This window comes from Elioraea sp. Yellowstone (assembly GCF_006704265.1).
Lineage (GTDB): Bacteria > Pseudomonadota > Alphaproteobacteria > Acetobacterales > Acetobacteraceae > Elioraea.
The window spans coordinates 12723-27502 of record NZ_VIKA01000038.1; the positions used below are offsets into that span (position 1 = coordinate 12723).

Annotated in this window: 13 protein-coding genes; 5 read left to right on the top strand and 8 right to left on the bottom strand. The window is 72.8% G+C overall.

The window, feature by feature from the left end:
* Positions 1 to 30 precede the first annotated feature (30 nt).
* Positions 31 to 1434: an aspartate aminotransferase family protein gene (locus FK498_RS07815; protein WP_141853280.1), complete on the bottom strand. Its 1404-nt coding sequence runs from the start codon at positions 1432 to 1434 to the stop codon at positions 31 to 33.
* A 123-nt stretch (positions 1435 to 1557) separates the two neighbouring features.
* Between FK498_RS07815 and FK498_RS07820 the strand changes: the two genes are divergently transcribed.
* The 3 genes from FK498_RS07820 (at position 1558) to FK498_RS07830 (ending at position 7736) form a co-directional block, all read left to right on the top strand.
* A complete protein-coding gene (locus tag FK498_RS07820) occupies positions 1558 to 3861 on the top strand; it encodes a molybdopterin-dependent oxidoreductase (protein ID WP_141853282.1) in 2304 nt (767 codons plus the stop codon).
* Positions 3861 to 5498: a PhoX family phosphatase gene (locus FK498_RS07825; protein WP_141853285.1), complete on the top strand. Its 1638-nt coding sequence runs from the start codon at positions 3861 to 3863 to the stop codon at positions 5496 to 5498. The genes FK498_RS07820 and FK498_RS07825 overlap by 1 nt, the downstream gene beginning before the upstream one ends.
* Before the next feature lie 255 nt (positions 5499 to 5753).
* On the top strand, positions 5754 to 7736 hold the full coding sequence (locus FK498_RS07830) for a PhoX family phosphatase (RefSeq protein WP_141853287.1): 1983 nt from the start codon (positions 5754 to 5756) through the stop codon (positions 7734 to 7736).
* A gap of 45 nt (positions 7737 to 7781) precedes the next feature.
* Here the strand turns inward: FK498_RS07830 and FK498_RS07835 are convergent, their stop codons facing one another.
* From FK498_RS07835 to FK498_RS07860, 6 genes are read right to left on the bottom strand one after another with little or no spacing between them, the layout of a single operon-like run.
* The gene (locus FK498_RS07835) at positions 7782 to 8666 is read right to left on the bottom strand and encodes an ABC transporter permease (protein WP_141853289.1); all 885 of its coding nucleotides are present in this window, start codon (positions 8664 to 8666) and stop codon (positions 7782 to 7784) included.
* Positions 8663 to 9607, bottom strand: coding sequence for an ABC transporter permease (locus FK498_RS07840; protein WP_141853291.1), 945 nt, complete (start codon positions 9605 to 9607; stop codon positions 8663 to 8665). The genes FK498_RS07835 and FK498_RS07840 overlap by 4 nt, the downstream gene beginning before the upstream one ends.
* A 59-nt stretch (positions 9608 to 9666) precedes the next feature.
* Positions 9667 to 11322 carry a peptide ABC transporter substrate-binding protein gene (locus FK498_RS07845; RefSeq protein ID WP_141853293.1) on the bottom strand — a complete coding sequence of 552 codons (1656 nt, stop codon included), beginning with the start codon at positions 11320 to 11322 and terminating at the stop codon, positions 9667 to 9669.
* Positions 11301 to 11588 carry a type II toxin-antitoxin system RelE/ParE family toxin gene (locus FK498_RS07850; RefSeq protein WP_141853295.1) on the bottom strand — a complete coding sequence of 96 codons (288 nt, stop codon included), beginning with the start codon at positions 11586 to 11588 and terminating at the stop codon, positions 11301 to 11303. Before FK498_RS07850 ends, FK498_RS07845 begins: the two co-directional genes overlap by 22 nt.
* Complete coding sequence (locus FK498_RS07855; RefSeq protein ID WP_141853297.1) at positions 11585 to 11848, bottom strand: hypothetical protein; 264 nt, start codon at positions 11846 to 11848, stop codon at positions 11585 to 11587. The genes FK498_RS07850 and FK498_RS07855 overlap by 4 nt, the downstream gene beginning before the upstream one ends.
* Before the next feature lie 43 nt (positions 11849 to 11891).
* Positions 11892 to 12611, bottom strand: coding sequence for an orotate phosphoribosyltransferase (locus FK498_RS07860; RefSeq protein WP_141853299.1), 720 nt, complete (start codon positions 12609 to 12611; stop codon positions 11892 to 11894).
* A gap of 39 nt (positions 12612 to 12650) precedes the next feature.
* On the opposite strand from FK498_RS07860, the gene FK498_RS07865 reads away from it, so the two are divergent.
* On the top strand, positions 12651 to 13595 hold the full coding sequence (locus FK498_RS07865; protein WP_141853301.1) for a mitochondrial fission ELM1 family protein: 945 nt from the start codon (positions 12651 to 12653) through the stop codon (positions 13593 to 13595).
* Between the two features lie 3 nt (positions 13596 to 13598).
* Here the strand turns inward: FK498_RS07865 and FK498_RS07870 are convergent, their stop codons facing one another.
* Entirely contained in the window at positions 13599 to 14387 is a 789-nt protein-coding gene (locus FK498_RS07870) for an SDR family NAD(P)-dependent oxidoreductase (RefSeq protein ID WP_141853303.1), read from the bottom strand.
* Positions 14388 to 14429: 42 nt separating this feature from the next.
* On the opposite strand from FK498_RS07870, the gene FK498_RS07875 reads away from it, so the two are divergent.
* Positions 14430 to 14780 (top strand): YicC/YloC family endoribonuclease (locus tag FK498_RS07875; RefSeq protein WP_304598709.1); only part of this gene is annotated, 351 nt, incomplete at its 3' end.

Below are 14780 nucleotides of genomic sequence, written 5' to 3' on the forward strand. Positions count from 1 at the left end.
GAGATCGAAACCGCTTCGTTGCCGTTCCGGTCAGGCCACCGGGGCGATCGCCTCGCGGCGGAGCTGCACGGCGAGATCCTCGAGCGCGCGGGCGAAGCGGTCGAGCATCTCGTCGATCTCGGCCCTGGTGATGATCAGCGGCGGCGAGAAGCCGATGCTGTCCAGCACCATGGAGCGCAGGATCAGGCCGTGCCTCTCGCCATGCTTGACGAGCTTCGGCCCCACCTTGCGGGCGGGCGGGAAGTTGCGCCGCGCGGCCTTGTCCTCGACCAGCTCGACTGCGCCGATCAGCCCCACGCCCCGCACCTCGCCGACCAGGGGGTGGTCGCGGAAGCGGCGGCGGAGTTCGTCCTGGAAGTAGGGACCCACCTCGCGCACATGGCCGACGATGTCGATCTCGTCGTAGATCCTCAGCGTCTCGATCGCCACCGCCGCCGGCACCGGATGGCCCGAGTAGGTGAAGCCGTGGCCGAAGGTGCCGATCTCGTGGCTCTTGGCGGCGAGCGCTTCGAACACCCGCTCGTTCACCATCACCGCCGAGATCGGCAGGAAGGAGTTCGAGAGCGCCTTGGCGCAGACCAGGATGTCGGGCTCGAGCCCGAAGGTCTGGCTGCCCCAGTAGTTGCCGGTGCGGCCGAAGCCGCAGATCACCTCGTCCGCGACCAGCAGGATGTCGTGCTTCCTCAGCACCGGCTGGATCGCCTGGAAATAGCCGCGCGGCGGCACGACCACGCCGCCCGCGCCCTGGACCGGCTCGCAGAACATCGCCGCGATCGTCTCGGGACCCTCGGCGAGGATCAGCTTCTCGAGCTCCTCGGCGCAGCGGGCCGAGAACTGCTCCTCGGTCTCGCCCTCGCGCCCCTCGTGGTAGAAGGTCGGGCAGAGCGTGTGGATGAAGCCCGGCAGCGGCACGTCGAACGCCTTGTGGTTGGCCGCCTGGCCGGTGACCGAGGCGGCGGCGACGGTGATGCCGTGGTAGCCGCGCACCCGGCCGATGATCTTCTTCTTCCCGGGCCGCCCCCAGGCGTTGTTGGCGTACCAGATCATCTTGATCGCGGTGTCGTTCGCCTCGGAGCCCGAGTTGGCGAAGAACACCTTGCTCATCGGCACCGGGGCGCGCTGGATCAGCATCTCGGCGAGGTCGATCATCGGCGCGTGGGAACGGCCGGTGAAGCCGTGGTAGAAGGGCAGCTCGCGCATCTGCTTCACGGCCGCCTGCACCAGCCGCTCGTTGTCGAAGCCCAGGGCGGCGCACCAGAGCCCCGCCACGGTCTCGATGTATTCCTTGCCCGCGTCGTCATAGACCCGCACGCCCTTGCCGCGCGCGATCACCAGCGGTCCGGTCTCCTGATGCGCCTGCAGGTCGGTGTAGGGATGCAGCACGTTGGCGATGTCGCGCGCGGCGGCGCTGTTGGCGGCATGGGGCGGGGTCATGCGGGTCTCCTCGGTCGGTGCGGGCACTCTAGGCCGGCGCGGCAGGGCGCGGAACCCCGGCCGGGGCTTGCCTCTGCCCGGCGCGCGTGGTGAACCTGACCGCTGACGGAGGAGGGCCAGCCCATGACCGTTGCCGTTCCCCATGCCAGCCACTGGGGCGCCTTCGACGCGCTGGTCGAGGGGGGGCGGGTCGCCGCCGTGCGGCCCTTCGCGCGCGACCGCTTCCCCGGCTCGCTGATCGCGAGCGTGCCCGACATCGTCCATGCGCCCTCGCGCATCGACCGGCCCTATGTGCGCAGGGGCTGGCTCAGGGGCGAGCGGGCGGGCGCGCCGCGTGGCGGCGATCCCTTCGTGCCGGTGGACTGGGACAGGGCGATCCGCCTGGTCGCCGGGGAGATCGACCGGGTGCGGCGGGCGCACGGCAACACCGCGATCTTCGGCGGCTCCTACGGGTGGTCCAGCGCGGGGCGGTTCCACCACGCGCGCACCCAGCTCCATCGCTGCCTGAACACCCTGGGCGGCTGCACCGGCCAGCTCACCAACTACTCCTACGCCGCCGGCATGACGCTGATGCCGCACATCGTCGGCACCAACGACTGCATCACCGGCCCGGCGACCGACTGGCCCGCGATCATCGCGAACGCGCGCGTGCTGCTCTGCTTCGGGGGCCTGCCGCTGAAGAACGGCGAAGTCTGCTCGGGTGGTGCCGGCGAGGGCCAGTACCGGCGCTGGCTGCGCGAGGCGGGCTCGGCGGGCCTGCGCGTCGTCAACGTCTCGCCGCTCGCCCAGGACGCGCCGGATTTCCTGCGCGCCGAATGGCTGCCGATCAGGCCGGGCACCGACACCGCGCTGATGCTGGCGCTGGCCCACGTGATCGTGGCCGAGGGGCGCGAGGACAAGGCGTTCCTCGCCACCCACTGCACCGGCTGGGACCGGCTCCGGGCCTATCTCCTGGGCGAGACCGACGGGCAGCCGAAGACGCCCGGCTGGGCCGCGCCCATCACCGGCATCGCGCCGGAGACGACCATGGCACTCGCGCGCGCGATCGCGACCGAGCCCACCATGATCACCGCCGCCTGGTCGATCCAGCGCCAGGACTACGGCGAGCAGCCCTACTGGATGACGGTGGCGCTCGCCGCGATCACCGGCGGCATCGGCCGGCCGGGCACGGGCTTCGCGTTCGGCTACGGCTCGATCAACGGCGTCGGCAACCCGCGCCACGACCTGCCGGTGCCCGCGCTCTCGGCCGGACGCAACCCGACGGGGCTGTTCATCCCGGTCGCGCGCGTCACCGACATGCTGGAGAAGCCGGGCGGGATCTGCGAGTACAACGGCAGGCGCATCGTCTACCCCGACACGAAGCTGATCTGGTGGGCGGGCGGCAATCCGTTCCATCACCACCAGGACCTCAACCGCTTCCTGCGCGCCTGGGCGCGCGCCGAGACCATCGTCATCAACGAGCCCTGGTGGACCGCCCTCGCGCGCCACGCCGACATCGTGCTGCCCGCCACCACCACGCTCGAGCGCAACGACATCGCGGCCTCGTCGCGCGACCGGTTCGTGCTGGCGATGAGGCAGGCGATCCCGCCGCAGGCCCAGGCGCGTGACGACTTCGCGATCCTCGCCGACATCTGCGACGCGCTCGGCCTGCGCGACCGCTTCACCGAACAGCGCGACGAGGCCGCCTGGCTCCGCCACCTCTACGACACCGCGCGCGCGGGCTGGACCGCTTCGGGGGTCGAGACGCCCGACTTCGACGGGTTCTGGGAGGCGGGGTTCCTCGAGTTCACCCCGCCCGAACGCCCCTTCGTGCTGTTCGAGGGGTTCCGCGCCGATCCCTATGCCGATCCCCTGAACACGCCGTCCGGCAAGATCGAGCTCTACAGCGAGACGATCGCGGGCTTCGGCTACGACGACTGCCCGGGCCACCCGGTCTGGAAGGAACCGAAGGAGTGGCTCGGCGCGCCTGCGGCCGCGCGCTACCCGCTGCACCTGCTGTCGTTCCAGCCGGCGACCCGGCTGCACGGCCAGCTCGACCAGGGCCGCGTCAGCCTCGCCTCCAAGGTGGCGGGACGCGAGCCGGTCCTGATCGGTCCTGCGGATGCCGCCGCGCGCGGGATCAAGACGGGCGACGTGGTGCGCATCTTCAACGACCGCGGCGCCTGTCTGGGCGGCGCGGTGGTGACCGAGGGGATCCTGCCGGGCGTGGTGGCGATGGCGACCGGCGCCTGGCTCGACCCGCTCGAGCCCGGCGCGCCAGGATCGCTCTGCGTGCACGGCAACCCGAACGTGCTGACCCGCGACGAGGGCACCTCGCGCCTCGGCCAGGGGCCGGTGGCGCAGTCCTGCCTCGTCGAGATCGAGCGCTGGACGGAACCCGTCCCGCCGGTCCGCGTTCACGCCCCGCCACCGATCGAGGAGGCCTGATGCTCGGACGCCGCGCCCTGCTCGCCGCCGGCGCCGCCGCGGTCGCGGCGCCGGCCGTCGCCCAGTCGATCGTCTCGGACGTCGCCGATGTCAGCCAGCCCGTGATGCTGGATGACCGCATCGCACGCGGCTACCGCCGCGACGTCCTGATCCGCTGGGGCGACCGGGTGGCGTTCGACGCGCCGGCCTGGAACCCCGAGGTGCCGACGGCGCAGGGGGCCGCGTCGCAGTTCGCCTGGGACGCCCGCGTGGTCGCGCTGGTGCAGCCGCCGCCGGCGGCGGACGGCGTGCCCCGGCTGGTGCTGGTCGCGACCCATGCGCGCATCGATCCGGTGATGGCGTTCCCGGCCGAACGGCCGATGCCCGAGCTCGAACAGGGCATGGTCGGCGCCTCGCTGGTCAATCTCGAGTTCCTCGGCGGCCGCTGGGTGGTGGTGGACGGCGGCTTCCAGGCGCGCCGCCTCACCGCCACCACGCTCTGCCGCATCGCCGGACCGGCGGCCGGCCATGCGCGGCTGCGCACCGACGCGGATCCGGCCGGCATGGCCGCGCGCGGCCTGCTGCGCGCCGAGGGCGGCTGCGCGACGCCCTGGGGGACGGTGCTGCTGGCCGAGGGCGATGCCACCGCGGAGCTCGCCGCCTGGCGCGGCGGCATCGCGAACGAAGCGAACCGGTTCGGCTGGCTGGTCGAGCTCGATCCGCTGAACCCGACCGCGGTGCCGGCGAAGCGCACCGCGCTCGGCCGTTTCCCCAAGGACAGCGTGGCGGTGGCGCGCACCGCGGACGGACGGCCGGTGGTCTACCTGACGGAGGCGCGCGCCGACGGTTTCCTCTACCGTTTCATCGCCGCGCGGGCGCCCGACGGCGCGACGGCGGAGGCGAACGGGGCCCTTCTGGACGAGGGCAGCCTCGCGGTCGCCCAGGTGGAGGGCGCGACGCTGCGGTGGCGCGACCTGCCGGCCACGGCGGAGGCGCTGATCGAGGCGCGCGCCGCTGCGGAAGCCGTCGGAGCGACGCCGTTCGACCGCCCGGCCGGGCTCGCCGTGCACGCCGACGGCCGGCTCTTCCTCGCCTGCCGCGGCACCCCGCAGCGCAGCGCGCGCACGGATGCGCTCAATCCGCGCCCGATCAACTCCTTCGGCCATGTGGTCGAGCTCATGCCGGCGAACGGCGACCACGCGGCGGAGACGGCGTCCGGCGCGGTGCTGATCCTGGGCGGCGATCCGCACCAGCCGGGTGCCACCGCCCGCTACGGCGCCGGCACGCAGGTCTGGCTCGCCGCCCCCGCGGTGCTGGAACTCGACCGGGCGGGGCGGCTCCTGATCGGCACCGCGCAGAGCGGGCTGCAGCGCAGCACCGGGATCGCGGACGGGATCTTCCTGTGCGGAACCCGGCCGGGCGCGAGCCGGGGCGTGCTGAACCTGCTCTACGCCGCGCCGCGCGCGGCCGCGATCGGCGGGATCCGGCTCACACCCGACGGCGCGACCCTGGTCGCGGCGGTGCGCACGCCGGGGGCGGAGCCGGGCGCGAGCTTCACCCGGCCGGCGACGCGCTGGCCGTCGTTCCAGCCGGGCGAGCCGCCGCGCAGCACCGTGATCGCGATCGCGCGCGAGGCCGGCGGGCCGATCGGCGGCTGATACCCGGCCGACAACGGTTCGACCTTTGCCGGCCGGGCATCAGGCCTTGGTCTTGCGCGCGGCCGCCCCTTGAGCCCCGCGCGCCATACCCTCCGCACAAAGGTCAAACCCTTGTGCTCCGGGTATGAGATCCGGCGCCCGGGGATCGCGATCCGGCGATCTGCGCGCTTGTCATTTGAACGCAACGTCTTCGTCACGCGACCATCACGACGCGCTGATACCGTTCCCGCGCACAACGACCTGGGGAACGGAGCCATGCCCGACACGCTGCCGCCGGCGGTGCCGGCCGACCACGTCGCGATCGATGCGTCGGAGGATATCGGCGTCAACACCTCGACCGAACCCTCGATCGGCACGCTGATCGAGCGCCGCCTGTCGCGCCGCGCGGCGATCCTCGGCCTCGCCGGCACGGCGGCCGCGGCGACGCTGACGGACCAGCTCCTCGCCTGCGCCGCCAACCTCGCCGCGGCGCAGGCGGCGGGGCCGTCGACGCTGTCGTTCCGGGAGATCGCGCATCAGCTCGGCGAACGCGACGCGGTGGCGGCCGGCTACGAGATGCAGGTGCTGCTGCGCTGGGGCGACCCGATCCTCGACGGCGCGCCGGAGTTCGATCCGAAGGCGCTCACCCCCGACAGCCAGCGGCGCCAGTTCGGCTACAACTGCGACTATCTCGACTTCTTCCCGCTGCCCAAGGGGTCGAACAGCTCCGATCACGGCCTGCTCGTGGTGAACCACGAGTACACCAATACCGGGCTGATGTTCGCGGGGCTCGGCGCGGGTCGGGCGGCGCGCGACAAGGTGACGCGCGAGCAGGCGGCGATCGAGATCGCCGCGCACGGCGCGAGCGTGGTGGAGATCCGGCGCGAGAACGGCCGCTGGCGCGCCGTGAAGGAGAGCCGCTTCAACCGGCGCATCGACGGCGAGACGCGGATCCGCATCAGCGGACCCGCGGCCGGCCACGCCAAGATGAAGACCTCCTACGACAGCACCGGCACGATGGTTCACGGCACGCTGAACAACTGCGCCGGCGGCAACACCCCGTGGGGCACCGTGCTGATCGCGGAGGAGAACTTCAACGGATATTTCGGCGGCGATCCCGAGAAGACGCCCCACGCGGCGAGCTTCAAGCGCTACGGCATCACGAAGGCATCCTGGTACGGCTGGGTGAACCATTTCGACCGGTTCAATGTCGAGAAGGAGCCGAACGAGCCCTATCGCTTCGGCTGGATCGTCGAGTTCGATCCCTACGATCCGGCCTCGGTGCCGGTGAAGCGCACCGCGCTCGGCCGGTTCAAGCACGAAGGCTGCCACCACGCGGTGAACCGCGACGGGCGCGTCGTGATCTACATGGGCGACGACGAGCGGTTCGACTACGTCTACCGCTTCGTCACCGCGAGGCCCTGGAACCCCAACGATCCGGCCGCCAATCGCGACCTGCTCGACGAGGGCGTGCTCTCGGTCGCGCAGTTCCGCGACGACGGCACGGTGGCGTGGCTGCCGCTGATCCACGGCCACGGCCCGCTCACGGCGGAGAACGGCTTCACGAGCCAGGCGGACGTGCTGCTCGAGACGCGCCGCGCGGCCGACCTGCTCAAGGCGACGCCGATGGACCGGCCCGAGGATGTCGAGCCGAACCCGGTGACGGGCCGGGTCTACGTGATCCTGACCAACAACAGCCGCCGCAGGGAGGACCAGGTGAACCGGGCCAATCCGCGCGCGGCGAACGCGCACGGCCACGTCATCGAGATCATCCCGCCCGGCGCCGGCACGGAGGCGGTCGATCACGCCGCGGACACGATGCGCTGGGAGATGTTCCTGGTCGCGGGCAAGCCGGGCATCGACCCGGGGTCGCGCTACCACCGGGCGACCAGCGAGCACGGCTGGCTCTCCTGCCCTGACAACTGCGCCTTCGACAAGAAGGGACGGATCTGGATCGCGACCGACGGCGCCAACTCCGCCGCGGGCGTCGCCGACGGGCTCTACGCCGCCGACACCGGCGGACCCGGCCGCGCGCTGACGCGGCTGTTCTACCAGGCGCCGATCGGCGCCGAGGTGTGCGGCCCGCTGTTCACGCCCGACAACACCACGCTGTTCCTGGCGATCCAGCACCCGGGCGAGACCGCCGACAGCACCTTCGAGACTCCATCCACGCGCTGGCCGGACTTCGCCGCGGACACCCCGCCGCGGCCGAGCGTGATCGCGATCATGAAGACGGGCGGCGGCGAGATCGGCAGCTGACCGCGCGCCACGCGCCCGCCGGGCGGTCCGGCGGGCGCGTCGGGTTCAGCCCCGGCGCACGACCGCACGCGGATCGAGCGCGTCGGCCAGCGCGTCGCCCGCGAAGTTGGTCGCGACCACCGTGACGAAGATCGCAAGCCCGGGCCACACCGCGGCCATGGGGGCGGCGAAGGCGAGCTCCTGCGCGTTCGCCAGCATGTTGCCCCAGGACGGCGTCGGCGGCTGGATGCCGAGGCCGAGGAACGAGAGCACGCTCTCGACCAGGATCACGTTGCCGACGGTGAGGGTGGTCGCCACCGCGACATGGGCCGCGAGATTCGGCGCGACGTGCCGCCACAGGAGGCGCGGGGCCGAGGCGCCGAGGGCAAGGGCGGCGCGCACATAGTCCATGCGCAGGATCGCCAGAGCCGCACCGCGGGTGATGCGCGCCACCTTCACCCAGCCGAAGATCGCGATGATGACGACGATGCGGAGCAGGTCGAGGGCGGCGACGTCGCGCGGCAGGCCGAGCTGCGCCGGATCGACCGCGGCGAGCACGATCAAGAGCGGCAGCGCCGGCAGCGCGAGCAGCCCGTCGGCGAGCCGCATCAGCACGGCGTCGACCAGGCCGCCGAACCAGGCCGCGGCGAGTCCGATCGCGAGCCCGATCGCGGCGGAGGCCAGGGCGGCGGCGAGCCCGACGGCGAGCGAGACGCGCGCGCCGTAGAGCAGGCGCAGGAGGACGTCGCGGCCGAGCTCGTCGGTGCCGAGCGGGTGCGTCGCCGAGGGCGGCAGGAAGCGGTTGAGGAGATCCGGCGCGAACGGATCGTGGCCGATCGCCTCGGCGACCAGCGGCGCGCTCAGCGCCGCGGCGACGAGGGCGAGCAGGATCACCGCGGAGGCCACGCCGGCGCGGTGGGCGAGGAAGCGGGCCAGCGCGCGGCTGCTCATTGTCTGACGCGCGGATCAATGGCGAGCTGCGCGAGGTCGGCGAGCAGGTTGGCGGCAAGGGTGACGATCGCGGTCAGCATCAGCGCGAGGAGGGCGAGGTTGTAGTCGTTGCCGAGGATGGCGTCGTAGATCAGCTTGCCCATGCCCGGCCAGGCGAAGACCGTCTCGACGACGAGCGCTCCCGAGACGAGGGTGGCGAAGTCCAGCCCGGCGATGGTGACGATCGGGATCGCGGCGTTCGGCAGGGCGTGGTGCAGGAGCACACGGCGTTCCGGTGCGCCCTTGGCACGCGCGGTGCGGATGTAGAGGTCGCCGAGCGCGTCGATCATGGCGGCGCGGGTCTGCCGGGCGTAGCTCGCGAGTCCGAGCACGGTGAGGGTCGCCCCCGGCAGGGCGAGGTGGCGGAGCCAGGCGGCGAGGCCCGGGGTGTCGGGCGGGCCGCCGGCGGGCAGCCAGCCGAGGGTGACGGCGAACAGGATGATGAGGAGGATGCCGAGCCAGAACGACGGCAGCGAGATGCCGGCGAAGGCGATGGCGTTGACGGCGTAGTCGAGCGCGCCGCGCGGCCGGCGGGCGGCGAGCACGCCGAGCGCGATGCCGATCGCGGCGGAGAGGAGGGTGGTCGGCAGCAGCAGCGCGAGCGAATTGAGCAGGGCGTTGCCGAGCACCTCGTGCGCGGGTGCCGCGAACAGGCGCGAGAACCCGAACTGCCCTTGCAGCGCGCCGGAGGCCCAGGCGAGGTAGCGGCTGGTCAGCGGCTGGTCGAGACCGTGCAGCGCGCGCAGCCGCGCGGCGTCCTCGGCGGAGAGGCGCGGGTCGCCGGCGATGGCGAGATCGATCGGATCGCCGGGCATGAGCCCGATCAGCGCATAGGCGGCGAAGGACAGGATCGCGACAGTGACGGCGCCCTGAAGCAGGCGCTGGCCGATCAGCCTGAGCATCGCTGGGGGTCCGGGGCCTCAGGCCCCGGGCGGGGGTGCAGGGGGCGAGGCCCCCTGCGTCACTGAGTTGCCTTCCATTGCTCGACCCACAGCGACGAGGGCGCGAGATGTCCGGTCGGTCGCACGCCCTCGAGCCAGCGCGGCCAGATGTGGGCGTCGGAGCGGAAGAACAGGGGCAGCACGGGCCGCTCGGTCATGTAGATCTCCTGCACGCGGCGCCACATCGGCCGTCGTTCCTCCCGGTCGAGGGTGAGGGGCAGGGCCTCGATCAGCTCGTCCATCTCGGCGTTCTTGAAGCCGGTGTAGTTCTGGCCCGACCAGTTGCGGTCCTCGGTCGGGATCTCGGTCGAGTGCAAGGTGGTGCGCGGCACGTTCTCGGGGGAGGAGATCCAGGCGAACATCGCCATCGCCTGGAAGCGGCGCTTCGAGACGGTCTCGCCGAAGAAGACGCGCGGGGGTTCGTTCCGGAGACGGATCTCGACGCCGATCTGGCGCCACATCCCCTGCAGCACCTGCTGGACCAGTTCACGCGAGCGGTTGCCGGCGGTGGTCATCAGCTCGAGGGAGAGGCGTTCGCCGGCGGCGTTGCGGCGGATGCCGTCGGGGCCCGGTCGCCAGCCCGCCTGCTCCAGCAGGCGCCGCGCGCCGTCGGGGTCGAAGGGCGTGGTCGGCAGGGTGGGATCGTGCATCCAGTCCAGCGGGTTGACGAAGGAGTGCGCGACCGGCTGGCGGCCGGCGAACAGACGGTCGACGATCTGCTGGCGGTCGATGCCGCGCAGGAGCGCCTCGCGCACGCGGGGATCGGCGAGGACGGGATTGTCCAGGTTCAGATCGATATGCTCGTAGATCAGTCCCGGCTGGTAGTGGATGCGGAAGCGGCTGCCGGCGCGGCGTTCCAGCGCGATCGCCTGGTCGAGGGTGAGGCCCAGTTCGCCCGCGATCATGTCGATCTGGCCGGCGAGCAGCGCGGCTTCCAGCGCGGTGGTGTTCTCGATCGTGCGGATGACGATCCGACGGAAGGCGGGTGCGGCGCCCCACCACTGCTCGTTGCGTTCGAGCGTGACGGAGGCGCCGGTGTTCAGCGTGGCGACGCGATAGGGGCCGGACCAGAGGCCGGGGCGCGCGGGGTCGCGGTCGTAGAGGGTGCGGGTGCGGTAGCCGCGCGGGTCCTCCTGCCAGATCGCACGCTCGAGATGCGCGGGCAGCGGGCGGAGATCGTTGATCGCGTTGTACTCGAAGGTGAGCTTGTCGAAGTGCAGCGTGACGGTGCGCGGATCGACCACCGTGATCCGATGGAGCGAGCGGTAGAGCTCGGCCGGACCCATGCCGGTCAAGGGCTCGCGGCCGGCCTGCCAGGCGAAGAGGATGTCCTCGGCGGTGATCGGCGTGCCGTCGCCCCAGCGGGCGTCCTCGCGCAGGCGGTAGGTGACGCGGATGCCGGGATTGCCGTTCGGCGCGGTCTCGCGCACGGCCTCGCCGTTCTCGATGGTCGGCAGATGGGTGCAGAGCATGCAGGCGAGCTGCCAGTCGGCGTCGTAGGTCGTGATCGGACGGAGCGTGAAGCCGTGCACGTAGGACTTCGCCGCCATGGACTCGATCGAGGGATGCAGCGTCGAGGGGTACTGGGTCAGGCCGATGGTGAGCTGGTCGCGCGGCTGCGCGGCCGCCGGGAGGGCGAGCAGGGCGAGGGCGATCAGGATTCTCCGTAGGGCCATGCGCGCGCTCCGTGCCAGACGGAAAGGATGAGCACCTCCTCGCCCGTCACACTGTACACGATCGTGTAGGGCGTGGCGGCGACGGTCAGCTCCCGTGTCCCTGGCCGACGCCCGGGCTTGCCGAGGAAGGGGAGGCCCTGGAGCTGTCCGGCGCTGCGGCGGACCCGCTCGGCGACGCGGATCGCCGCATCGGGATTGTCGCGGGCGATGAAGGCGACGGCCTCAAGCAGTTCGGCCAAGGCACCGTCGGTCCAGCGCAGCGTCACCGTGCCGTGTCGGACCTGATGCCGGCGATTAGCGAGTCGAGTCGCGCCATTGCCTCCTCGTGCGAGACCGTGCGGCCGGCGGCGGCATCCGCCTCGGCCTCGGCGAGGCGCGCCATCAGGGCGAAGGTCTGCGCAGCGTGGCTGGCGACGGCTTCGGCCACGACGGAATCGGCAGGGCGATCGAGCGCGCGTGCCAGCTGGTCGATCGCGCGATCGACCTGCTCCGGCAGTTCAACGGTCCGCCTCACCATCCCGCCCATGCGTCCGCCTCCTGTGCAGATGCAAGCCTAGCACGGCCGACCGTCACGCCTCCTCCTTCGCGCGCGCCTCCTCGGCCGAACCGATGCCGCCATGCGCCTTCGACCAGGTCACCGGATCGTCGAGGAACCGCCGCACCTCGGCGAGCGCGCCGTCGCTGAAGAACGGGTGGGCGCGGCAGACCTCCAACACGTCCCACCAGGTGCAGAGGTGGTGCAGGCCGATCTCCATCGCCTTGAGCTGCTCGAAGCTGCCGGGGAAGACGCCGTAGTAGAACACCACGAAGGTGTGGTTCACGATCGCACCGGCGTCGCGCAGCGCCTGGCAGAAGCGGATCTTCGACTGCCCGTCGGTGGTGAGGTCCTCGACCAGCAGGGTGCGCTGGCCCTCCGGCACGTCGCCCTCGATCAGCGCGTTGCGGCCGAAGCCCTTCGGCTTCTTGCGCACATAGACCATCGGCGTGAGCATCCGGTCGGCGATCCAGGCGGCGAAGGGGATGCCGGCGGTCTCGCCGCCCGCCACCACGTCGAAGGTCTCGTAGCCGACATGCCGGCCGATCTTCTCCACCGCGAGATCGCAGATCTTGGTGCGCGCGCGCGGGAAGTAGATGATCTTGCGGCAGTCGATGTAGACGGGCGACTTCCAGCCCGAGGTGAAGGTGTAGGGTTCCTCGGGGCGGAAGTTGACGGCCTTGATGTCGAGCAGGATGCGGGCGGCGATCAGCGCCGCATCGCGGTCCCAGTCGGAGGCGTGGCGGTCGGACATGCGGGTCCCCTTCGAGCGGATCAGCCTACGTAGCCGCGCGTGAGCGGGGGCACAACCGAGCCGGTCTGGGTGCTGGCGGATCCCCGGCCGGGCACGGCGAACCAGGCGCTGGGCATCGCCGAGCGGCTGGGAGCGCCGTTCCGCGTGGTGCCGCTGGCGTGGAGGGCGCTCGCGCGCATGCCCTGGCCGTGGCCGACGCTGGCCGGGCTCGACGCCGCCGCGCGGGCGCGGCTCGTCCCACCCTGGCCCCGCCTGGCGATCTCCGCGGGACGGCGGTCGGCGCCTGTGGCGCTCTGGCTCGGCCGGCAGGGCGTGCGCACGGTGCACGTGATGCGGCCGGGCTTCGGCGCCGCGCGCTTCGACCTCGTGGTGCTCGGCCTCCACGACAGGCCCAGGCCGGCGCCGAACGTGATCGAGATTCTCGGCGCCTGCCACCGCGTCTCGGCGGCGGTGCTCGCGCGCGCGCGCGCGGACTGGGCCGAACTCGCGGCCCTCCCCTCCCCGCGCGTGGCGGTGCTGGTCGGCGGCCCCGTGCGCGCCGAGGGGCTCGACCGCGAGACGGCGTCGCGCCTGATCCCGCAGGTCCTCGGGCGCTTCCCCGCGGCGTCGCTGATGGTGACGACCAGCCGACGCACGGGCGCCGAGGCCACCCGGCTGATCGCGGCGGCGCTGGCCGGACGCCCGCACCGCCTGTTCCGGTGGGGCGATCCCGGGCCGAACCCCTATCTCGGCTATCTCGCCTTCGCCGATGCGATCGTGGTGACCGGCGACTCGGTCTCCATGCTCGCCGAGGCGGCGGCGACCGCCGCGCCGGTGTTCGTCGCCACGCGCGAACGCGGCCGGCACGCGCGGATGATCGAGAGCCTGATGGACGCCGGCCGGGTCCGGCCGTTGGGGTCGGCGGAGCGGCCCTTCCCGGTCGCGCCGCTCGACGAGGCGGAACGGGTCGCCGCCGCGATCCGCGCGCGCGGCCTGCTCGGCTGACCGTCACGGCAGCGGCGCCTTGCCCTCCGCCCGGCCGAGGAGCGCGGTCGCCAGTCGCGGCGGCAGGAGCCCGACCAGCCGTGCGGCGAGCCCGAGCCACCACGGGAACACCACGCGCCGCCGGCCGCGCGCGATCCCGCGCAGGATGATCGCCGCGGCACGCTCGGCCTCCATCAGACCCGGCATGGGGAAACGGTTGCGTTCCGTCATCGGCGTGCGGACATAGCCGGGGCAGACGCTGGTCATCACCACCCCGTCGCGCGCCGCCACCGCGGCGGTGGCCACCGTCCACGCATCGGCGGCGGCCTTGGCGGCGCAGTAGGTGGGCGCGCCGGGCGCGGGCACGAAGGCGGCGATCGAGGCGATCACCGCGATCCGCCCGCGCACGCCGTCGGCGCCGGGCGGCTGCGCCCGCATCGCCGCGAGCGCCGGCTGCACCGTGTTGAGCACGCCGAGCAGGTTGGTCTCGACCAGCAGATGCGTCTGCGCCGGCGATTCGGGAGCCCCGCCGGCGGTGCCGGCCGAGATCCCGGCATTGGCGATCACGAGGTCGAGCCGGCCCGAGCCGGCGATCCAGGCGGCCATCGCGTCGGCGTCGCGCACGTCGAGCACCGCCTCGCGCACCTCAGCACCCCTGGCACGCGCGGCCGCGGCGAGCGCGGCCAGCCGCGCGGCGTTGCGGCCGGAACAGTGCAGCACCGTGCCGGGCTGCGCGCAGGCCTCCGCCAGCGCGCGCCCGAGCCCCGAGGAGGCGCCGGTGATCAGCACGGAGCGGAACGGTGGCCCTGGCATCGCTTCCCATCCTGGGCCCTCGCGGCTACAACGCGCCACCCCATGCCCGCCCCCTCCCCCCAGCTCGCCTCGATGACCGGCTTCGCGCGCCAGCGCGGCGAGGGCCACGGCATCGCCTGGGTGTGGGAGGTGAAGAGCGTCAACGGGCGCGGGCTCGACATCCGCTTCCGCCTGCCCAACGGGCTCGACGCGCTCGAGCCCGCACTGCGCGAGACGGCACAGAGGCTGATCCGCCGCGGCAACGTCTTGGCGACGCTCAGCGTGCGGCGCGACGAGGCGGCGGCGCGCCCCAGGCTCGACCCGGCGGTCCTCGACGCCGCGCTCGCGCTGATCGAACAGGTGCGCGCGCGCATTCCCGGCGCGCCGGCGCCGAGCGCGGAGGCCGTGCTGGCG

What these genes read in the sequence shown, in the direction of transcription:
- FK498_RS07825 (WP_141853285.1), top strand. Translation starts at nt 3,861, where the DNA reads ATGCTCGGACGCCGCGCCCTGCTCGCCGCCGGCGCCGCCGCGGTCGCG.
- FK498_RS07815 (WP_141853280.1), bottom strand. Translation starts at nt 1,434, where the DNA reads ATGACCCCGCCCCATGCCGCCAACAGCGCCGCCGCGCGCGACATCGCC.
- FK498_RS07820 (WP_141853282.1), top strand. Translation starts at nt 1,558, where the DNA reads ATGACCGTTGCCGTTCCCCATGCCAGCCACTGGGGCGCCTTCGACGCG.
- FK498_RS07855 (WP_141853297.1), bottom strand. Translation starts at nt 11,848, where the DNA reads ATGGGCGGGATGGTGAGGCGGACCGTTGAACTGCCGGAGCAGGTCGAT.
- FK498_RS07830 (WP_141853287.1), top strand. Translation starts at nt 5,754, where the DNA reads ATGCCCGACACGCTGCCGCCGGCGGTGCCGGCCGACCACGTCGCGATC.
- FK498_RS07840 (WP_141853291.1), bottom strand. Translation starts at nt 9,607, where the DNA reads ATGCTCAGGCTGATCGGCCAGCGCCTGCTTCAGGGCGCCGTCACTGTC.
- FK498_RS07860 (WP_141853299.1), bottom strand. Translation starts at nt 12,611, where the DNA reads ATGTCCGACCGCCACGCCTCCGACTGGGACCGCGATGCGGCGCTGATC.
- FK498_RS07845 (WP_141853293.1), bottom strand. Translation starts at nt 11,322, where the DNA reads ATGGCCCTACGGAGAATCCTGATCGCCCTCGCCCTGCTCGCCCTCCCG.
- FK498_RS07870 (WP_141853303.1), bottom strand. Translation starts at nt 14,387, where the DNA reads ATGCCAGGGCCACCGTTCCGCTCCGTGCTGATCACCGGCGCCTCCTCG.
- FK498_RS07835 (WP_141853289.1), bottom strand. Translation starts at nt 8,666, where the DNA reads ATGAGCAGCCGCGCGCTGGCCCGCTTCCTCGCCCACCGCGCCGGCGTG.